This is a genomic window from Shewanella sp. 10N.286.51.B7 (assembly GCF_002873615.1).
Taxonomy (GTDB): domain Bacteria; phylum Pseudomonadota; class Gammaproteobacteria; order Enterobacterales; family Shewanellaceae; genus Shewanella; species Shewanella electrodiphila.
Genome location: NZ_MCUF01000033.1, coordinates 26,284 through 46,383, shown reverse-complemented (window position 1 = coordinate 46,383; position 20,100 = coordinate 26,284). Strand labels below are relative to the sequence as shown.

The window sequence follows — 20,100 nt, the reverse complement described above, 5'->3', positions numbered from 1 at the left end:
ATGAGCTATGAGCTATGAGCGGTGAACTGTGCGCTATGAGATGTGCCAATGGCTGTTTAGAAATGACTAAGACTTATGCCTATGACTTGAGCGTTTAGAATAGCGATGGCGTTTTGGCTGCAGTTTTGCCTAAGTAGGGAATGTATACGATATGAATAATGAGTAGGTGACTTTTTACTTTGTGGTTTAAGTTGGATGTTGTGTCAACAAATAGCCAGGTGATAGCTAGTCTGATCCAAACCAATCTGAAAATAACCAGCTTTAAAATAACTAGCCTGAAAATAACTAGCCTGTAAACAAAAAGCCCAGTACTTAATACTGGGCTTACTGACTTGATGCAGAGTTTATCTAGCTAGAAAAAAGAGTTTCTTCCAAGCTTCTCCCTTTCATGATGGCTTTATATTGCCAGCCATGTTCACTAAATAGTGTGAGTAATGCCGTTTCAAGGTTAAAGCTAGTATCAAAATGATGCTCGATAATGATTTGTTCGTCATCACTGACTTTGACATTGATGATGTTAGGCATGCTTCTTACTTTATCACTCAATAGTGCGATATCAGATTGCTGCATCGTCAGAGTCAAAAAGGCTGTTTCTGCATCAGCTTTCATTGAAACTGATTGCTGCAATTGCCCTTGTTCTAAATAAAGCACCTGATCACAGAGTTTTTCTAGTTCTTCTAAATTGTGTGAACTGATGACGAATGTGGTGGTTGCTGATAAATCCTTTACGATTTGACGGATTTTTTTGGCATTAGCAGGATCAAGTCCCGCTGTGGGTTCATCTAACAAGACTAATTTAGGCGATCCCATGAGCGCTTGAGCGATAGAAACACGTTTACTCATGCCATGGCTTAAGCTTTTAGGTAACATTAAAGCTGAGGCGGATAAATCCACTAATTCCAGCACTCGTAGGGCTTCTTGTTTTGCCTGTTTGCCGTTCATGCCCTGTAACTTTCCAAAAAATGTCAGTTGCGACACGATAGTAAAGTTAGGATCTAGCGCCGCATCTTGAGGTAAAGCAGAGACTACGTTTTGTAATTTCTGGCTGCCAGGTTTTTCACCTAAAATAGAGATCTCACCAGAACTCGGGTGAATAAAGCCACATAGCAAGCTAAATAACGTGGTTTTACCTGCGCCATTAGGGCCGACAAGGGCGATAGGCGCGCCGGTATCTAATGACAGATTGATATTAGAAAGGGCCGCTTTAGTACCGTATTGCTTAGATACACCTTCACATGTAATTAGCTTCATAGTGCACTCCGTTGCATGTAAATGCGACCTGCTATTAATACAGCAAGTGTTTGAATGAGAGGAATGGGTGCATACATCAATGAGCTTAACCCTTGCGTATTTATCATTAATGATAATTGCGAACCAGGTAGTACCCAACTTAAAAATGACATAGCAGGTAATTGGCTATTAATGATCATGATTAAAATGCCACTCACCGCCCATAAGATCACGGCGTAAATACTCGCTTGTCGTGCGCTATTTGCATACCAAGATAAAACAGCCATAACTGCGGTATAAGGTAGCAGTGCGATAAAGACATTGATAAATACTGAAAAACCACTTAATAAGGCATCGGTAAATAATCCAGTATCTCTAGTGAGTACCATCAAGATGGTGGCAATAATAGTTAATAACAGCAAACACCCTTGTATGAGCATTTGACCTAAAAAGCGACCGAAGAAAATACTATCACGACTGACTCTTAAGGTAAGAAATCTAAATGAGCCACGTTGTTTATCAGAACTGAATTGATCTGCAGTGATAAAAATGCTGAACATTGGGAACACATACAGTGCAATACACCAAAAAACGGCAAACTCAGCGACCTTCCAGCTAAAGAGTTGGCTGAGTGCATCTGGGCCATAGATACTTTGTACAAGTTCTTTAAAGCCAGGTTCTAACATATAGACTGAGGCACTTTGCACTGGGTATAACAAAATAATTGCCCAGAGTAATGAGAAGGCGATTAACGCGGCAATACCTTTGGTATTAGTGAATCGCTTACTCAGTTCATAACTGGCAATAAGCCAAGTTTGACGAAGTGAGGAAGACCGAGGAGATGCGTCCATAAGTAAAAAATATCCTTGAGAAAACGGTGATGTGTTCGCCATCATACTTGATAGCGAACCAGATGAAGATTAATTTTTGTTAAGTCAGTGTTAACTCTGACTTTAATGATTAATCTAGCAGTTGTTCAAGTTCGGCTAAACGCTGGGTTAAATCACTCACTTGAGATTCTAATGCATCAACTCTTTCAAGTAGGGCATGTGTTGCTTCATTACTCGCAGGTTTAACTACTGGAGCAGCAGTTACGTCAAATGAAGTACTGCCTTGCTCAAGATACTGTTTATCAGAAAATAATTGAGCATAACGGCAATCTCGGCGATTGGCTTCACGCGGCAATTGTACGACTAGTGGCTCATCTCTTGATGCTAAAGATTGCAGTGCCGCTTCTACTTGCTGCGGCCCATCAAATTCATGTAATCGATTGCAGCGGGTTTTAAGCTCACCAGGAGTTTGAGGTCCGCGAAGCAGTAATACAATGATAATGGCAAGTTGTTCATTTGAAAATTGAAGGTCACTAAATTCGGTATTACAAAAGCGGTGCTTGTATTTAACCACGCGGCTGCCGAAGCCTGTTTGCTCGCTGATCAGTCTTTTCTTGGTGAGGTCATCTATGAGCGATTGTGTTTCTTGTTCAGATAAGCTCATCACAGGTTCACGGCTGCTTTTTTGATTACATGCCATGGTCAGGGAGTTAATGGAAAGGGGATACTGTTCGGGGGTAGTAATTTCTTTTTCTAATAAACAGCCGATGATGCGGGCTTCTTGATTGCTAAGTTCCATAAATTACTCCAAATAAAAAAGCATGGTTTGTTATAACAGAACCATGCTTTTTATCAAATAATTCAGTTTATCTGTAGCTTATTTAAGCAATCTAATGCCATCATCTTCGATACTGATTTGGCCACCTTTAAATAAACCACCAATACTGCGCTTAAACGCTTTTTTGCTCATGGCTAATTGGTCATAAATGATCGCTGAATCAGTCTTATCATTTAATGGTAAAAAGCCACCCGCACGATGTAATTTATTAATGATTGTTTCAGCATTTTTATCTAAGTTTTGTTGACCAGCTTTTTGTAAAATCAAATCAACTTTGCCGTCTTCACGCACTTGTTTAATATAGCCTTTAATTGATTGGCCAAAACTTAAACGCTGGAATACTTCATTTTGGAACAAAACACCCCAATGGGCATTGTTGATAATGGCTTTAAAGCCTAAGTCTGTACTGCCGCCGATGATTAAATCGACTTCTTGTCCAGCTTCATACTCAGGAGGTGTTTTATCTAAAAACTTATCGACTTTAGATGAAGCCATAATACGTTCATCAACATGGTTAGGATGAACATAAACCAAGTAAGATTTACCTTCTTCAATGCTTCTGTGCTGTTCGCCGAAAGGTAATAGCAAGTCTTTGTCTAAGCCCCAATCTAAAAAGGCACCAAATGGACCGGTTGCGATGGCTTTAAGGTAAGCAAACTCACCCACTTGAGCATAGGGCTTTTGGGTGGTGGCAATCACAATATCTTCAGAATCAAGATAAAGAAATACATCAACCATATCGCCAACTTGGCAGTTTTTAGGGACAAACTTATTAGGTAATAGTACTTGTCCTAATTCTTGCGCATTCACATAAACGCCAAAACTGACTTGTTTTACGACTTCTAGGGAGTGATTCTTTCCGATTTGTATCATTTGCGGCTCTATTTAACTAAAGATAAGGAGAAAACAGGATAATTATATACGTAATAGCTGTAGTTGTAACTTGCGTTCATAAACTAAACTCAATAAAACACAGATTAGAAATTTTAAGTTAATGATATGCACAAAATAGGCATAATTTCTTTGAGGGAACTATTTGGTTTTTAACAAAAAAAACATAACTTTTCTGTTGCACTAAAATAATGAATTAAATTTATACTAAAATTGCTTTTTCACCCTTGCATTATCATTGTTTGCAGGGTTTAATTGCGCCGCTTTTTTAATTGAACCAAGTGCTTTTTATAAAGGTTTGTTGAGGTTGAAAAAACAGCAGATTATCTTGACGTGCGATAAGCTTGAGACTTATCTTCATTTATCAAGGTAGTGCGAACAATAAATGCGTTAATTATAATCCTTCGAAATTGAATTTCACTCATTCATGAACCTAGGCTCATGATAAGGGTTACCCATTATTTGTTCACCTTTTTAACTTATATCTACGCTGCGAAGGTCATCGAATTTTGTGGCAGTGTTGGACTTTTAACATGCTAAACAAATCAAATATTTATTACGAAACTTTACATGCTGGTTATGGCCAGTACTTTGAAGTTGAACAAGTTTTGTTTGAACAAAAAACAGAGCAATGGCATTTAAGTATTTTTGAAAATACTAATTTTGGCCGAGTAATGGCATTAAATGGTGCTATTCAAACAACAGAAAAAGATGAATTTGTTTATCATGAAATGATGACTCACGTTCCGATCCTTGCCCATGGCAGTACTAAAAAGGTACTTATCATTGGAGGCGGTGATGGCGGAATGTTAAGACAGGTATTAAAACATCAATCTATAGAGCAGGTTACTATGGTTGAAATCGATGCTAATGTGGTCGAAATGTGTAAAACCTATTTCCCACAACATTCACAAGGCGCATTTGAAGATGCTCGTGTGAATTTGGTTATCGATGATGGAATGCACTTTATTGAACATTGCCAGCAGCAGTTTGATGTGATTATTTCTGACTGTACGGATCCAGTCGGACCTGGTGAAGTATTATTCAGTTCTGCATTTTATGAAAATTGCATTCGCTGCTTAACTGAAAAAGGTATTTTTGTTGCCCAAAATGGCGTGGCATTTATGCAGCCTGAAGAGTTACAAGATACAGTGCGTCGTATGACGCCATATGTGAAGGACTGTTGGTTTTATAATGCTGCAGTACCTACTTACATTGGTGGCACGATGGCGTTTGCATGGGCAACCAATGATGAAACAGCCCGTGAAATTGATATAACGACATTAAAGCAACGTTTTGAACAGGCTAATATCAGCACTCGTTACTATACGCCTGCTTTACACATGGCAAGCTTTGCATTGCCCGCATTTGTAGAAGTTGCAGTGAAAAACGCCCAAAGCGTGACTGCATAATCTGCTGAATAGACGGAATGAAGAATATGAAAGATTGGTCTATCGAAAACGCACGTTCAAGCTATAACGTAACCCATTGGAGTCAGCAATATTTTGGTATTGATGACACGGGTGAAGTCACAGTGACACCAGACCCAAGTAAACCTGACTGTACGATTGGTTTGAATGAACTTGCCAAAGATATGGTGAAAGCTGGTGTTGCATTACCAGTGCTTGTGCGTTTCCCGCAGATTTTACATCGCAGAGTCGAAAACTTATGTGATGCATTCAATGAAGCTATTCAAAAGTACGAATATCAGAATGATTATTTGTTGGTTTATCCTATTAAGGTTAACCAGCAGCAGACCGTTGTTGAAGAGATATTAGCCAGTCAAAAGTCTAAAGAAGTACCTCAGTTAGGCTTAGAAGCAGGCAGTAAACCTGAATTAATGGCAGTACTGGCTATGGCGCAAAAAGCCAGTTCAGTGATTGTATGTAACGGCTATAAAGATAAAGAATATGTTCGGTTAGCACTGATTGGTGAAAAACTGGGTCATAAAGTTTATATCGTTATCGAAAAAATTTCTGAACTTAAGCTAATTTTGCAAGAGTCTAAAGAGCTTGGCGTGACCCCAAGACTGGGTTTACGTACTCGTTTAGCCTTCCAGGGCAAAGGAAAATGGCAAGCCAGTGGCGGTGAAAAATCAAAATTTGGTTTATCAGCTGCGCAAGTCTTGAAAGTACTGAATGAATTAAAAGAGCTCGATATGATGAGTTCTTTGCAATTGATTCACTTCCATTTAGGCTCGCAAATCGCCAACATTCGCGATATCCGCCAAGGTGTGAGCGAAGCAGGGCGTTTTTACTGTGAATTACGAAAGTTAGGCGCGTTAATCGATACCTTTGATGTCGGTGGTGGACTCGCAGTTGATTATGACGGTACTCGAAGTCAAAGTAACAACTCGATGAACTACGGCTTAACTGAATATGCTAATAACATCGTCAGTGTGCTTGGTGATATTTGTAATGAATACGAACAGCCAATGCCACGTATTATTTCAGAGTCTGGCCGTCATTTAACAGCGCATCATGCGGTATTAATTACCGATGTGATTGGTACTGAGTCCTATTACCCAGAAGATATTCAGCCGCCAGAAGAAGACGCGCCACAGCTATTACACAATATGTGGATGTCGTGGACGGATATGAGTGAGCGCCCAGATAATCGCGCTATCATTGAAATCTATCATGATACTCAAAGCGATATTGCTGAAGCGCATTCATTGTTTTCTGTAGGCCAGCTGACTCTAATGCAGCGCGCATGGGCTGAGCAAACAAACTTGCGAGTTTGTCATGCATTAAAAAGCTTATTAAGTAATAACAATCGATTCCATCGACCGATTATTGATGAATTAAATGAGAAACTTGCGGATAAGTTTTTCGTTAACTTCTCATTATTCCAATCAATTCCTGATGCATGGGGTATTGATCAAGTGTTCCCTGTATTGCCGTTAAGCGGCCTTGATAAGCCACCAGAAAGACGTGCGGTAATGTTAGATATCACCTGTGATTCAGATGGTATTGTCGATCAGTACGTTGATGGACAAGGCATCGAAACTACCTTGCCAGTACCTGCATGGACGCCAGAAAGCCCTTATTTAATTGGCTTTTTCATGGTTGGTGCTTATCAAGAGATCCTAGGCGATATGCACAACTTATTTGGTGATACTAATTCGGCAGTGGTTCGTGTTGAAGAAAATGGTTTACCGAATATTGAATCAGTATTAGCGGGTGACACCGTTGCTGATGTGCTGCGATACGTTAACTTGGATGCCGTTGCGTTTATGCGCACCTACGAAGAGTTAGTCAACCAGCATATTGCAGAAGAAGAAAGAACCTCAATATTGGAAGAGTTACAGTTAGGTCTAAAGGGTTACACCTATTTAGAAGATTTTTCGTAAAAAGAGTGTCAGCAGAGTAATGCACATTACTCTGCGTTTTTAGGTTTAAAATATGTTTTTTGAAGGTTCTGAAAAAAAGATTGAAGTCATATTAGCTGACTCATCTCAAAAATTGCGCAGCTTTGGACAGCCATTTTGGGCTGACATTGTCGCCTGCGCTAATGCTGAAATATTATCCTCAGTCAGTAATGAGTTTTGTGATGCCTACTTATTAAGTGAGTCCAGCTTGTTCGTGTGGGATGACCGCTTTGTGATGCTGACTTGTGGCACAACGACACTTGCTGACGCTGTGATGTCATTTATTGAGAGTGTGGGTGAAGAGGCGATTGGTTTTGCCAGTTATCAACGTAAAAATGAATATTTGTCGCACTTGCAGTCAAGTTCATTTCAAGATGATTTGAAAAAAATCCGTCAAACGATAGCAGGTAATGCATACCGAATTGGCCACTTAGATTCACATCATCATTATATGTTTAGTACCAAGAAGCCGTTTATTGCGCCAGCTGCTGATACGACCAATGAATTGTTGATGTACCATATTAACGGCGATGCAGCTGATTATTTGCGTGGCATGAATCAATCAGCACAAGGCATTCGTGAATTATTGCAATTGGCGGAATTGTTTCCTGATTTCATCGTGGATGACTTTTTGTTTGAACCTTTTGGTTATTCAATTAATGGCATTAAAGGCCAAGAGTATTTCACGATTCATATTACCCCTCAGGAAAAAAGCTCCTATGTGAGTTTAGAAACCAATGTAAACCTATCGGAGCATCCGGTTGATATTTACGCAAGGCTATTGAGCAGTCTTAATCCTGGTAGCTGGGATGTGATTGGTTTTAATTCGGCTAAAAATACTGACGGGTTCCCTGCACATTTGTGTTTGGGGAGTTGCTCACTTGCGACTGAGCAAGGGTACGAAGTTAACTTTAGTCACTATCAGCAACTTTGTCATGAAGTGCTGATACCAGAATATTTGTAGTTATTGGCGTTTCGCCTTTACGGAGAGTTGTATGAGCACTTTTGCTGAAAAAGCAGATTATTCATTGTATTCCAATGCGTTTGGTTACTTACGTCAGCCGCTTAACTTTAAGCCGACTGAAACGGATGCAGATGTCGTTGTTATTGGACTACCGTTTGATATGGCAACAACGGGACGCTCAGGCGGTCGTATGGGGCCTGATGCTATTCGTCGTGCATCAGTAAACCTTGCATGGGAAGAAACACGTTGGCCTTGGGATTTTTCAATCAGCGAGACTATCAATATCGTTGATGCGGGTGATTTAGTGTTTGATTGTGGTGATCAAGAAGATTTCACTACACGGCTTGAAGGGTTTGCAACCCGTATACTTGATAGTGACAAAGCATTATTAAGCTTTGGTGGCGATCATTTTGTTACTTTACCTTTATTGCGCGCGCATTATAAAAAGTACGGCAAAATGGCTTTGTTGCACTTTGATGCGCACACAGATACTTATAGCCAAGGTAGCAAGTATGATCATGGTACGATGTTTTTTCATGCGCCGAATGAAGGCTTAATTGCACCTGAAAATTCAATTCAAGTTGGTATTCGAACTGAATACAATACCGCTGACCATGCTTTTAAAGTGATTGACGCAGCCACAGCCAACGATCTAACTGCGGCGCAAATTGTAGAACAAATTAAGCAGCGTGTTGGTGATATGCCTCTTTACGTTACGTTTGATATTGATTGTCTCGATCCAGCCTATGCACCAGGTACTGGTACGCCAGTTTGTGGTGGCTTAACCAGTGACAAAGCCATGAAAATCATCCGTGGTCTTCGTGGCATGAATATCGTGGGTATGGATGTTGTCGAAGTCGCCCCAGCTTATGATTCAGCAGATATTACGGCGCTTGCTGGTGCGACCTTAGGTCTTGAGTTGCTTCATGTGTGGGCAGAAGGCAAAGGTTTAGTTAAAAAGTAAGTTTACTTACTGACCTTATTTGAAAACCAACGGTTATCGTTGGTTTTTTTATGCCTACTTTTTGCAATTAATGCTTATAAGCATAATTATCAGCAATGTCATGATCATATATCAGCAACTGTGAGTATAATGACAGTAATTAAAGAGGTATCTAAATGAATGATTTAACTGATATCCGCCGAGAATATACTCAAGGTGGATTACGCCGTAACGATTTGCCTGAAAACCCAATGGATTTGTTTACCCAATGGATTGAGCAAGCGAAACAAGCAGAGTTGACCGACCCTACTGCAATGTGTGTTGCAACAGTAGATGAACATGGGCAACCTTTTCAGCGTATCGTGTTACTCAAAAAGTTTGATGATGATGGCTTTGTTTTCTTCACTAATTTAGAAAGCCGCAAAGCGATACACCTAGCGCAAAATGCCAAGACCAGCCTACTGTTTCCATGGCATCCGCTAGAAAGACAAGTGGCGGTAACGGGTGAAGCAGAACCATTATCTATGATGGAAGTGACTAAGTACTTTATGAGTCGCCCCAAAGACAGCCAAATAGCCGCGTGGGTGTCAAAACAATCTAGTAAAATCAGTGCTCGCCAAGCACTAGAAGGCAAATTTAATGAGATGAAAAATAAATTTGCCAAGGGCGAAGTACCACTGCCTAAATTCTGGGGTGGCTACCGCATCAAACCTGAAAGTATTGAGTTTTGGCAAGGCGGAGAGCGTAGGTTACATGACCGCTTTGTTTATCAAAAGAATCCCTCGGGCTGGAATATTGATCGATTAGCGCCGTAAGTGGCGTTAATGACGTAACAAATTTAATTTGCTGAGATAATGTAATGAGTAAAACAATCTGGGTCGATGCCGATGCATGTCCCAACCCAGTTAAAGAAATGCTTTTTCGTGCAGCCGATAGAAAATCGGTGCCGTTAATTTTGGTGGCCAATCAGCTTATTAGAGTGCCTGCTTCACCTAATATTTCCGTTGTCAGAGTGAGCTCAGGTTTTGATGAAGCTGACAATTATATTGTTGAGCAATTAAAAGACGGTGACTTAGTGATTACTGGGGATATTCCGCTGGCTTCAGATGCGATTGAAAAAGGTGCGATGGTGTTTAACCCTCGTGGCGATATCTATACCGTTGATAATATAAAGCAGCGCTTAACCATGCGTGATTTTATGGAAGAGCTAAGAAGTAGTGGTGTGCATACTGCTGGGCCAAATAGCTTTTCGCAAGCAGACAAACATGCTTTTGCACAGGCACTTGATAAATGGCTAAGTCGTTTATAGTCAGTGTTATCTATGTATTTATGACTTTTAGCTGCTAATGTAGCAAGATTGAATTAACTCAACGTTTGGATAGCCTACGAGTTAATTAATTTTAATCTATAATTTAACTGTTTTTATTCACAAAAGGGATTAATGATGAAAAAATGGCTCAAAGTGTTACCCATTGCGTTACTGTCTACTTCTTTGATGTCTGCGGCGAGCTTTGCAGCCGACTGGCAAGTTAAACAGGGACACTCGAAAGTCAGTTTTATCTCAATTAAGAAAGGCGATATTGCTGAAGTTCATGACTTTAAAAAAGTAAGTGGTAGTCTAACGCCAGAGGGTGCGTTTAATTTATCGATTGATTTGGTCAGCGTTGACACGGGTGTTGAAATTCGTGATGAACGAATGCAAACCATGTTATTTGAAGTGGCTAAATTTCCAGAACTTGGGTTATCAGCAGTCGTTAATCCTAAATTATTGGCTGATTTGAGCGTAGGTTCAACATTAGTTACACAAATTGATGGCACAATAGAGTTACACGGTAAAAGTCGTCAAATAACATTTGATGTTTTAGTCGCTAAGTTATCGGATAAAAAAATGGTGGTGAGCAGTATGGCTCCTGTCATTATTCAAGCAAATGATTTTGATCTTGTTGAAGGGGTCAATAAGCTCCGTGAAGTAGCAGGATTAAGCAGCATTAGTTTAGCTGTTCCAGTCTCTTTTGTTTTGACTCTATCCCAATAACTGACGATGTTGCTTATTTAGAAAATTAACGAGTGGCTTTTGCAGTTCAAAAGCCACGTAAACAGGGGACATAATGGTCACTGATAAAGATGGTTACATTCATTTAATTCAATATTTAACTGAGCATTTAGGGCTGTTTGAAGCGTCAGAAGATAACAGTATAAATAGCCAAACAATAATGGAATTATTCGAAGACCAACTATCAGCCCAAATCATTATGGTTTGTGGCCAAAATCCAAACCTATCATTTGCTCAGCGCAATAAAGTCATTCGTGAAATTGATGCTATTGTCTATGATCTTGAAGAGATTTTAGCCAGTGTAGCAACCCATAATGCAACGCCAGATCAAAGTGTGTTTATCACAGAGTTTTCTGGTTTGATCAAAAACTTGTTTGATAAAGAAATCGAACAAATCCTTAGATAATTTCATTATAAAACTTTAACTCATCTTACTTGCAGGACTTTTGCATGTTCAAAACAATCATTAATGCTACCTTCATTTGTTGTATTTCATTTTCAAGTATGGCGGCTGAGAAAGAAGTACTAGGCCAAACTGAAATGATGTCAGTTAGTCAAAATGGAGTTGTATTTGAAGCACGAATGGATACAGGCGCAGTTAACTCGTCATTGCATGCTCTAGATATTAACGTCGAAGGTGGCAGTGCGAAAAAAATGAAAGACAACATAGGTAAAAATGTGTCTTTCACGACTTTCAATGAGAAAGGCGAGCAAGAAAAAATTACTGCTGAAATTGTTGGCGTGTCAACGGTGAGTAACTCTCAAGGCACTGAAACCCGTTATGCGGTTAAATTACCTATTACCTTTGGCGAAAGCACCCGTAAGGTCAAAGTAAATTTAAAAAATAGAACCACAATGGACTATAAATTACTGATTGGCCGCAATTGGTTAAAGAGCCGCTATGTGGTTGACGTATCAGAAAAGAAATTTATCGGGCCAACTGCTGGGATCAGTATTGTCGAGTCTGGTTTGATATTTGATACTCGTATCGATACTGGTGCAGTAGAAAACTCACTGCATGCCGTAAATTTAAGAATTAAAGATGAAGATAAAACCAACATGGATAATAATGTTGGTAAAGATGTGACATTTACAACAATGAATGAAAAAAATGAAACGGTAGATGTCACAGCCCGTATTCATAGCACTTCTTTAATTCGTAATGCACAGGGGAGTGAGATCCGCTACATGGTGACATTAACAATCGGCGAACCCGGTGAAGAATTCAAAGTTGATGTTAACCTACGTGATCGCAGTAAGATGACGTACAAGCTACTGATTGGCCGTAACTGGCTGCAAGGCCACTATATTGTTGATGTTAATATGTAAGGCACTCCAACATTAAAAGCCGCTCATTTGAGCGGTTTTTTTGTGCCTTAATTTGACTTGTTTTCTTCATTAATACGAAAGACTTATTCGAGAGCACTGTATCGATATGTAATTGAATCTTAACAAATGTGCAACCCTTGCTGTTTATAGTCTTGGTTGGTTTTGGATTAAACCAAAATGATAAAAATACTATAAACACATAAAGATAGATTAATAAATCTAGGGGTTACACATGTTTTGCAAACTGAATAAGTTCAATTTTTCGTTATTAGCTTTATCCATATCTGCTGTATCTATGGCGACTTTAGCAGCCAAAAGCTATGCGGATGATTTAATCATCTCTGAATACATTGAAGGAAGCAGCAACAATAAGGCGATTGAACTATACAATCCCACTAATGAAGCAGTCGATCTTTCTGGTTATCAACTACAGTTCTTCTTCAATGGTAATAGTAACAGTGGCGGCACTATTAGTTTAACTGGTGAGGTTGATGCGGGTGCGACTTTTGTCGTCGCGGATGATGATGCTTCTTCTGAGATACTAGCTAAAGCTCAACAGATATCTACAACGAGCTTTTTTAATGGTGATGATGCCATTGTACTCTTTAATCAAACAACGATTGTCGACTCACTGGGTCAAGTAGGCGTAGATCCTGGCTCTGAGTGGGGCTCAGGTGAATTGTCGACGAAAGATAATACTTTAAGACGCAATCACGATGGCATCATTGCTGACATAAATCCTGATGATGCAGTTTCTTTAGATAATTGGTTTGGATTTGCAAAAGATGACTTTAGTGATCTTGGCAGCTTCAATGGTTCCGTGACTGACCCAACTGACCCAACTGACCCAACTGACCCAACTGACCCAACTGACCCAACTGACCCAACTGAGCCAGTTGAGCTGATTTGTGGTGATTCATTTACTGCAATTCATACCATTCAAGGTAGCAGTGATATCAGTCCATTAGTAAGCGAGACGGTCATTGTAGAAGGTATAGTTACCAGTGATATGCAAGCGGGTCTAAAAGGTTTTTACTTACAAATGGCTGATAATGAGATTGATGCCGACCCGAACACTTCTGAAGGCATATTTGTTTATACAGATTCACAACCAATCGCTGTCAATATGGGCGATAGAGTCAGATTACAAGCGACAGTAAAAGAGTATAACAATCTCACAGAACTCGCTGATATTAGTGGCAGTATCGTGTGTGATACTCAGCAAGTATTACCTCAAGTATCTTTAATAAGTTTACCCGTACAAAGCACACTTTCACTTGAAGCTTACGAGGGAATGTTAATCGGTTTTGAGCAAGCTTTAGTGGTGAATACTGTCGCCAACTTAGGTCGATATGGTGAGGCAGAATTAGGTAGCGAACGTCATTATACAGGGACACAAGTTGCAAATCCTGGTGCTGATGCGTTAGCACTAGAAGCAAGTTATGACTTAGACCGCATCATCCTAGATGATGGCGCAACCATTCAAAACCCAGATGTCGTGCCTTATCCTGCGCCGCAATTATATGCTAATAACAGTCTTCGTGCAGGTGATTCTATCTCATCTATCACTGGGGTTTTGCATTACAGCTTTAATGAATATCGAGTGATGCCAACTCAAACTGTCAATGTTATTGCTAGCAACTCTCGTACAACGACACCAGAGCTTGTGGGCACCGGCGATGTCACAGTGGCAAGTTTCAATGTACTAAATTACTTTAACGGTGATGGACAGGGTAACGGTTTTCCAACATCACGGGGAGCAGATTCCCTCAGTGAGTTTGAACGTCAACAAGCCAAGATTGTAAATGCATTAGCTGCCATGAATGCTGATGTAGTCGGTTTAATGGAAATCGAAAATGATGGCTATTCAGACCTGTCAGCTATTGCAAACTTAGTCAGTGCTTTAAATGATGCAACGGTTGCCAACCGTTATGATTATATTGCTGCAAGTGAAACCACTGTCGGCACAGATGAAATAGCCGTAGGGTTAATCTACCAAGTTGACCGCGTTTTACCTGTAGGTGAAGCCAAAGTGCTAAACACGAGTAACTCACATTTAGATGAACAAGGTTTACCATTATTTGATGACAGTAAAAACCGCCCAATGGTGACTCAATTATTTGCTGATGCTGCTACTGGGGAAGAATTTGTTGTTGCTGTTAATCATCTAAAATCGAAAGGCAGTAACTGTAATAGCGTAGGGGATCCTGATGTCGGTGATGGTCAAGGTAACTGTAACCTCACTCGTACTAGGGCAGTTCAAGCTATGATGCCTTGGCTGGCAGCGCAATATGATGTTAATGGTGAACAAGCAAAAGTACTGGTTATTGGTGATTTAAATGCTTACGCCAAAGAAGACCCCGTGACTGCATTAACCGAGAATGGTTTTACTGAGTTGTTTAACCACTTTGGTATTTCGGATGCTTATTCTTATGTTTACTCAGGTAAAGCTGGTCAGTTAGACCATGCATTAGTGAATAATGCATTACTTGATAATGTGTTGAATGTGACTGATTGGCATATTAATGCTGATGAACCATCAATTTTGGATTATAACGAAGAATATAAATCGGATACCCAGCTTGTTAATTACTATGCTGCGGATGCTTATCGCTCTTCAGATCACGACCCTATGGTTGTCGAGTTACAATTCACTCCTGCAAATCAAGTTCCTGTCGCAAGCTTTACATGGGCAATAAATGGTGCGCAGTTAGAAGTTGTTTCTACTTCTACTGATGACAATCAAGATGGGTTAACACACCAATGGCAGTTCGGTGATGAAAGCACTGCCACAGGTTCGTCAGCAAACCATGCGTTTACAAGTAATGGCGTTTACCAAGTGACCTTAACGGTAACAGATGCAGAAGGTGAGTCAGATAGTTTGACGCAAACAGTCGAGGTGACTGATATTCCTGAAAATGCCGCTCCAACAGCTGTGATTCAGTACATAAACTTGTGGTTTTTAGAGGTATTTGTTTCACGAAGTGTCGATGAGGATGGTCGAATTGCATCGCAATCATGGTTGTTTAATGATGGCCATCAGTCGAATCGCCGTATTGTACTTAAACGTGCAGGGCAAGCGAATGAGGTACAGTTAACCGTGACTGATAATGAAGATGCGACAGATACAGCGTCATTGCAGTTTTAAGTATCTGAAATCTATCTCAGAGTTAAAGCAAAAGACTGCTTTGATTTAGATAAAATTTATCATGAGTAAACACAACAAAGGTGGCTTAATTGCCACCTTTTTATTACCATTCTTGCCTTAATAAATACCTAAGGCTGTGATGACAGAATTTATTGCCCCACCATGCGCTGAACAGATTTCCATCCTATATCAAGATGAGCATTTATTGTTGATCAATAAACCCAGTGGTTTACTGAGTTTATCGGGTAAGAACCCACTTAATAAAGACTCTGTTCATTATCGTTTAGTGCAAGATTTCCCGACGGCAACACTGGTTCATCGTCTCGATTTTGGCACCTCTGGCATTATGCTGGTGGCATTAAATAAAACGATCAATGGCCAACTAACCAAGCAGTTTCAAGATAAAACCATTAATAAGCGTTATCACGCAGTGCTGCATGGTCATTTATCAGATGAGTTACAAAGCTTGGGTGCGATTAACGCTGCAATCGCGAAGGATCTCGATAATTTTCCTTACATGAAAATCTGTAGCGATACAGGTAAACAAGCGCTAACAGAGTTTGAGGTGATTGAGGAGAGCTTTGTTAACGCCAATGCTAATGCTAATGTTGGCGCCAGTATTAATGTCTATGCCAATATCAGCGTCAATGTTAATGCCGAAAAATCCGAGCAAAAAGTGCCAGTGACGCGGGTAAAATTCACGCCGATTACCGGTCGTACACACCAACTAAGGATCCATAGTCAACATATTGGTCACCCGATTCTGGGGTGCGATTTATACCGCAATGCAATATCAGAAACTCTAGCATCAAGGCTATTACTGCATGCCAGTTATTTAAGCTTCACTCACCCAGTGATAGGGATTCGATTTGAAATAGACTGCGATATTCCGTTTTAATAAGCGCCTTTTTTAGAAACACTATTTTAAGAAACGCTATTTTAAGAAACCCTATTGAAAAAAGCACCTTTTTAAAGGGACGTGCATTTTTAAAAAAACGGAATAAGTTCAGAACGTAAAAAGCCCGCTGTTAAAAACAGCGGGCTTTTTTATTTACCAAGAATAAGGCTTCATTAGCCGTATTCGTTAAAGCACACCACGTTTCATTTGGTCACGTTCAATAGACTCAAATAACGCTTTGAAGTTACCTTCACCAAATCCTAAGTTATTCTTACGTTGAATAATTTCAATGAAAATAGGACCAAATAAGTTTTTAGTGAAAATTTGTAATAAGTAACCATCGTCATCACCATCGACTAAGATTTGGTGATGCTTAATACGGTCATGATCTTCAGTCACTTGTGGCAACTTATCGAAAATGGTGTCGTAATATTCAGGAATAATATCTAGCGTCTTAATTGCAGTGCCTTCCATTGCATCTAAAGAACCTACGATATCGCGGCTTCTAAATGCTAAATGTTGTACACCTGGGCCGTTATACTCGCCTAAGTATTCATCAATTTGGTTGTTATTGTTGCCTTTACCTTCATTGATTGGAATGCAGAAACTGCCATCTGGAGAGCGAAGCGCATAAGATACCAATGCGGTTTGTGCGCCGCTGATGTCAAAGTAGCGCACTTCAGTAAAGGCAAAAATGTCTTTATAAAAGTTAGCCCATTTTTCCATGGTGCCTTTGTAAACGTTGTTGGTTAAGTGATCGACTTCCATAAAGCCTTTCTCTTCAACAATCATTGGCTCTGCTAAGTCTTCAAAATCATTGATGTAGATATTTTGCGCTTCACCGAATACGTCGATGAAATAAATTAAGCTGTCACCGATGCCGTAAATTGCAGGGTATGCCATGTCTTTTGCTGCATCATCAGCAGGTTTTGCACCACGAGCAACGGCTTCGTTAAAGGCAAACTCAGCATCTTCAACACGCCAGCCCATAGAACAAATTGCAGGTCCATGAGACTTAGCAAAATCAGCAGAGAAACCTTGCTTAGATTTGTTCAGTAAGAAATTAATATCGTTTTGTTTGTAATAAACAATATCGTTCGCTTTTGCTTTTTTAAGCATAGAAAAACCGAAGTCAATAAACACTTGATGCATAAAATCAGTGTCAGGGCTGGCAAATTCTGTAAATTCAATGCCTAAAAGACCAAGTGGGTTTGTTTCGCTCGCCATTGTGTTTTCCTTAATTTTATTTGCTTTGAGCGTCACTCTTTGGTGACGTTTAAACTGAGTACAGGTGAATCAAATTTTGTTGTTATGATTCAATCCATGAACGGTTGTAATCATCACTCATGCAGTTTTTTACATGAGCGGTTAATTTAAGTGGTGCAAAGGTATCTACCATTACCGCATATTCGTAGGTTTCTGTTTTGCCGATTGATGCTTCGGTTTTTCCTGGTTGCGGCCCATGAGGCACACCTTTTTGATGCAGGGTCATATAACCGGCTTCAATCCCTTTACGGCTCATGAAATCGCCATCAACGTAATATAGGACTTCGTCACTATCGATATTGTTGTGGTAATAAGGCGCTGGAATAGATTGAGGGTGGAAGTCATAAAGACGTGGCACAAAGTTGCATACTACAAAGTTGTTAGCTGTGAATACGATATGGTCAGAAGGCGGTAAATGAATTTTGCCGACCTTAGGAGCATACTCGGTGATGTTAAATGCCCACGGGTAAACACAACCGTCCCAGCCAACAAGATCAAATGGGTGCCACTCTAGTGTTGTCACTTGATATTTATCACCAAACTTACTCACTAGCGGAAATTCACCTTGTTCAACAACGGCTTCAGCTAATACAGGTGTTCTAAAGTCGCGCTCGCAATAAGGGGCAGACTCAAGCATTTGTCCGTATTCATTTCTAAAATGCTTAGGCACTTCAACCATTGAGAATGACTCAATGACAAACAAGCGAACGTTGGCGTAATCATCAAACTTAAGCTGATAAGTCGTGCCGCGTGGGATAATTAAATAGTCCCATTGCTTAACTTCAAGTTCGCCATACTCACTGAGCAATTTACCCGAACCATTGTGAATAAAGATAATTTCGTCTGCATAAGCATTACGATAAAACTCAGCGGTATCTTCAGAGACTTTTGCGGTGTACATAGCGACATCGCTATTAAAGAATATTTTATTACGGGCACTAAAAAAGTTGCCTTCACAATCAGCTTGGCGTGAGTCCAGCTTGTAGTTTTGGATTAATGAATCCTGCCAAGTTTCACCATGATCAACTGAGTAAGGTGCAACAGCCAGTGCTTTAGTTGGCATGTTGTGATGATATTTGTTGGAGTAAATATTAGAAAAACCGTGAGTTGAAAATAATTCCTCACGATATAACTCGCCCGATTCTTTTTCGAAAGCGATATGACGTTTAGCAGGTATCTGACCTTGCTGAACATATACAGGCATACTGACTCCTTAATCTAATTTACTCTTTAAATGGTATTTAATTTGATACTGGCGCTGTTTTTGTTGGTGTTTTCTAGCGCAATAAAATCAAACACTTTGTGATCTAGTTATCAATTTAGTTGCTAGAATGGACAAAAAAAAGAATAATAAACCACGTAACTTAATCAATTTTTTAGATGGTATTGATTTGTTTACAATAGTGTCACAGCAATTGGACAGAGCTTGCGAGAGGGTAAAAAATGAAAATTGATGTAGAAGCCTTTAATGTTCTGCAAGTGCTTGTTGAAGAAGGAAGTTTTTCTAAAGCGTCAGAGCGATTACACAAAGCACAGTCTGCGGTAAGCTATCAAGTTAAAAAGCTTGAGCAGCATTTAGGGGTGCAATTATTTAATCGAGATCAATACCGTGCTGAGTTAACCCCTGAAGGCAAAGTCATTTTGGTTGAAGGACAGCGATTACTGCAGCATTTATCGAATATTGAACATTTGGCCAGCCGATTTAGTGAAGGCTGGGAGCCAAAGCTTGAGTTGGTCATTGATGGCGCTTTACCGATGGAGCCCATCATGACCGCGCTTAAGCGTATGTCTGAGAATAATGTTCCTACTAAAGTGCAGCTGAATATGGAGTTCTTAGGCGGGGTTCAGCATCGATTTGAGCGTGATAAAGCTGATTTAATGTTGGTCAAAGATTATGTTGCTGCGCCATATTTCTCTGCAAAACAATTACCCACAGTGACCAGCATTTTAGTGTGTTCAGCGCAGCATCCTTTAGCCACCATGTCATCGGTGAGTTTATCTGAATTGCAGCAACATGTTGAACTGACCATCGAAGATTCTGCACCGACAAAACAGCGAGATGAGTTACAATTTGGTGGCGATAAAGTGTTTTATTTATCAGGCTTTATCATGAAAAAAAATGCCTTACTAAAAGGATTAGGCTTTGGCTGGATGCCAGAATATTTAATTGCTGAAGAGCTCGACAGCACTCAGCTAGCGATTGTTGATTTTGTTGGTGGTCATCGTTTTCGTTTCACCCCGAAGTTAGTGTCGACACTTGAGCGACCATTAGGCCGAGCAGGGCAGTTATTCACAGATTTAATTTTAGAAGAATTCGCTTTGTTTGATGAAAGCTAGAAA

18 protein-coding genes are annotated in these 20,100 nt (G+C 40.0%); 12 read left to right on the top strand and 6 right to left on the bottom strand.

Annotation, left to right across the window (positions count from 1 at the left end):
- Positions 1-348 precede the first annotated feature (348 nt).
- The 4 genes from BCU84_RS10095 to BCU84_RS10080 form a co-directional block, all read right to left on the bottom strand.
- The gene (locus tag BCU84_RS10095; protein WP_102527970.1) at positions 349-1,251 is read right to left on the bottom strand and encodes an ABC transporter ATP-binding protein; all 903 of its coding nucleotides are present in this window, start codon (positions 1,249-1,251) and stop codon (positions 349-351) included.
- Positions 1,248-2,081 (bottom strand): ABC transporter permease subunit, encoded by an 834-nt coding sequence (locus BCU84_RS10090; RefSeq protein WP_102527969.1) that lies wholly within the window; start codon positions 2,079-2,081, stop codon positions 1,248-1,250. The genes BCU84_RS10095 and BCU84_RS10090 overlap by 4 nt, the downstream gene beginning before the upstream one ends.
- Positions 2,082-2,190: 109 nt before the next feature.
- Positions 2,191-2,859 (bottom strand): DUF480 domain-containing protein, encoded by a 669-nt coding sequence (locus BCU84_RS10085; RefSeq protein WP_102527968.1) that lies wholly within the window; start codon positions 2,857-2,859, stop codon positions 2,191-2,193.
- Between the two features lie 78 nt (positions 2,860-2,937).
- Positions 2,938-3,771: a S1-like domain-containing RNA-binding protein gene (locus BCU84_RS10080; protein WP_102527967.1), complete on the bottom strand. Its 834-nt coding sequence runs from the start codon at positions 3,769-3,771 to the stop codon at positions 2,938-2,940.
- Positions 3,772-4,322: 551 nt separating this feature from the next.
- Here BCU84_RS10080 and speE point away from each other — a divergent pair.
- The 11 genes from speE to BCU84_RS10025 all read left to right on the top strand — a co-directional run bounded on the left by speE (position 4,323) and on the right by BCU84_RS10025 (position 16,494).
- Positions 4,323-5,201, top strand: a complete 879-nt coding sequence (gene speE / locus BCU84_RS10075; protein ID WP_102527966.1) for a polyamine aminopropyltransferase — start codon at positions 4,323-4,325, stop codon at positions 5,199-5,201.
- A gap of 26 nt (positions 5,202-5,227) precedes the next feature.
- A complete protein-coding gene (gene speA / locus BCU84_RS10070; protein WP_102527965.1) occupies positions 5,228-7,141 on the top strand; it encodes a biosynthetic arginine decarboxylase in 1,914 nt (637 codons plus the stop codon).
- Positions 7,142-7,193: 52 nt separating this feature from the next.
- Complete coding sequence (locus BCU84_RS10065; protein WP_102527964.1) at positions 7,194-8,123, top strand: adenosylmethionine decarboxylase; 930 nt, start codon at positions 7,194-7,196, stop codon at positions 8,121-8,123.
- Between the two features lie 31 nt (positions 8,124-8,154).
- Complete coding sequence (gene speB, locus BCU84_RS10060; RefSeq protein WP_102527963.1) at positions 8,155-9,087, top strand: agmatinase; 933 nt, start codon at positions 8,155-8,157, stop codon at positions 9,085-9,087.
- Between the two features lie 155 nt (positions 9,088-9,242).
- Positions 9,243-9,881, top strand: a complete 639-nt coding sequence (gene pdxH / locus BCU84_RS10055; RefSeq protein ID WP_102527962.1) for a pyridoxamine 5'-phosphate oxidase — start codon at positions 9,243-9,245, stop codon at positions 9,879-9,881.
- A 44-nt stretch (positions 9,882-9,925) separates the two neighbouring features.
- Positions 9,926-10,375 (top strand): YaiI/YqxD family protein, encoded by a 450-nt coding sequence (locus tag BCU84_RS10050; protein WP_102527961.1) that lies wholly within the window; start codon positions 9,926-9,928, stop codon positions 10,373-10,375.
- A 135-nt stretch (positions 10,376-10,510) separates the two neighbouring features.
- Positions 10,511-11,101, top strand: coding sequence for a YceI family protein (locus BCU84_RS10045; protein WP_198589560.1), 591 nt, complete (start codon positions 10,511-10,513; stop codon positions 11,099-11,101).
- 73 nt (positions 11,102-11,174) lie between these two features.
- Entirely contained in the window at positions 11,175-11,525 is a 351-nt protein-coding gene (locus BCU84_RS10040) for a DUF3802 family protein (RefSeq protein ID WP_102527959.1), read from the top strand.
- Positions 11,526-11,569: 44 nt separating this feature from the next.
- Positions 11,570-12,448 carry a RimK/LysX family protein gene (locus BCU84_RS10035; protein ID WP_102527958.1) on the top strand — a complete coding sequence of 293 codons (879 nt, stop codon included), beginning with the start codon at positions 11,570-11,572 and terminating at the stop codon, positions 12,446-12,448.
- A 232-nt stretch (positions 12,449-12,680) separates the two neighbouring features.
- Positions 12,681-15,596, top strand: a complete 2,916-nt coding sequence (locus tag BCU84_RS10030) for an ExeM/NucH family extracellular endonuclease (RefSeq protein ID WP_102527957.1) — start codon at positions 12,681-12,683, stop codon at positions 15,594-15,596.
- A 139-nt stretch (positions 15,597-15,735) separates the two neighbouring features.
- A complete protein-coding gene (locus tag BCU84_RS10025; RefSeq protein WP_102527956.1) occupies positions 15,736-16,494 on the top strand; it encodes a pseudouridine synthase in 759 nt (252 codons plus the stop codon).
- A gap of 186 nt (positions 16,495-16,680) precedes the next feature.
- Here BCU84_RS10025 and hppD read toward each other — a convergent pair whose 3' ends face one another.
- Complete coding sequence (gene hppD, locus BCU84_RS10020; RefSeq protein WP_102527955.1) at positions 16,681-17,721, bottom strand: 4-hydroxyphenylpyruvate dioxygenase; 1,041 nt, start codon at positions 17,719-17,721, stop codon at positions 16,681-16,683.
- A gap of 82 nt (positions 17,722-17,803) precedes the next feature.
- The gene (locus BCU84_RS10015) at positions 17,804-18,964 is read right to left on the bottom strand and encodes a homogentisate 1,2-dioxygenase (protein ID WP_102527954.1); all 1,161 of its coding nucleotides are present in this window, start codon (positions 18,962-18,964) and stop codon (positions 17,804-17,806) included.
- A gap of 239 nt (positions 18,965-19,203) precedes the next feature.
- Here BCU84_RS10015 and BCU84_RS10010 point away from each other — a divergent pair, with 239 nt between their 5' ends.
- Positions 19,204-20,097, top strand: coding sequence for a LysR family transcriptional regulator (locus BCU84_RS10010; protein ID WP_102527953.1), 894 nt, complete (start codon positions 19,204-19,206; stop codon positions 20,095-20,097).
- Positions 20,098-20,100: the final 3 nt, after the last annotated feature.

Coding starts and splice junctions, on each gene's coding strand:
- BCU84_RS10095 (WP_102527970.1), bottom strand. CDS start 1,251: ATGAAGCTAATTACATGTGAAGGTGTATCTAAGCAATACGGTACTAAA.
- BCU84_RS10090 (WP_102527969.1), bottom strand. CDS start 2,081: ATGGACGCATCTCCTCGGTCTTCCTCACTTCGTCAAACTTGGCTTATT.
- BCU84_RS10085 (WP_102527968.1), bottom strand. CDS start 2,859: ATGGAACTTAGCAATCAAGAAGCCCGCATCATCGGCTGTTTATTAGAA.
- BCU84_RS10080 (WP_102527967.1), bottom strand. CDS start 3,771: ATGATACAAATCGGAAAGAATCACTCCCTAGAAGTCGTAAAACAAGTC.
- speE (WP_102527966.1), top strand. CDS start 4,323: ATGCTAAACAAATCAAATATTTATTACGAAACTTTACATGCTGGTTAT.
- speA (WP_102527965.1), top strand. CDS start 5,228: ATGAAAGATTGGTCTATCGAAAACGCACGTTCAAGCTATAACGTAACC.
- BCU84_RS10065 (WP_102527964.1), top strand. CDS start 7,194: ATGTTTTTTGAAGGTTCTGAAAAAAAGATTGAAGTCATATTAGCTGAC.
- speB (WP_102527963.1), top strand. CDS start 8,155: ATGAGCACTTTTGCTGAAAAAGCAGATTATTCATTGTATTCCAATGCG.
- pdxH (WP_102527962.1), top strand. CDS start 9,243: ATGAATGATTTAACTGATATCCGCCGAGAATATACTCAAGGTGGATTA.
- BCU84_RS10050 (WP_102527961.1), top strand. CDS start 9,926: ATGAGTAAAACAATCTGGGTCGATGCCGATGCATGTCCCAACCCAGTT.
- BCU84_RS10045 (WP_198589560.1), top strand. CDS start 10,511: ATGAAAAAATGGCTCAAAGTGTTACCCATTGCGTTACTGTCTACTTCT.
- BCU84_RS10040 (WP_102527959.1), top strand. CDS start 11,175: ATGGTCACTGATAAAGATGGTTACATTCATTTAATTCAATATTTAACT.
- BCU84_RS10035 (WP_102527958.1), top strand. CDS start 11,570: ATGTTCAAAACAATCATTAATGCTACCTTCATTTGTTGTATTTCATTT.
- BCU84_RS10030 (WP_102527957.1), top strand. CDS start 12,681: ATGTTTTGCAAACTGAATAAGTTCAATTTTTCGTTATTAGCTTTATCC.
- BCU84_RS10025 (WP_102527956.1), top strand. CDS start 15,736: ATGACAGAATTTATTGCCCCACCATGCGCTGAACAGATTTCCATCCTA.
- hppD (WP_102527955.1), bottom strand. CDS start 17,721: ATGGCGAGCGAAACAAACCCACTTGGTCTTTTAGGCATTGAATTTACA.
- BCU84_RS10015 (WP_102527954.1), bottom strand. CDS start 18,964: ATGCCTGTATATGTTCAGCAAGGTCAGATACCTGCTAAACGTCATATC.
- BCU84_RS10010 (WP_102527953.1), top strand. CDS start 19,204: ATGAAAATTGATGTAGAAGCCTTTAATGTTCTGCAAGTGCTTGTTGAA.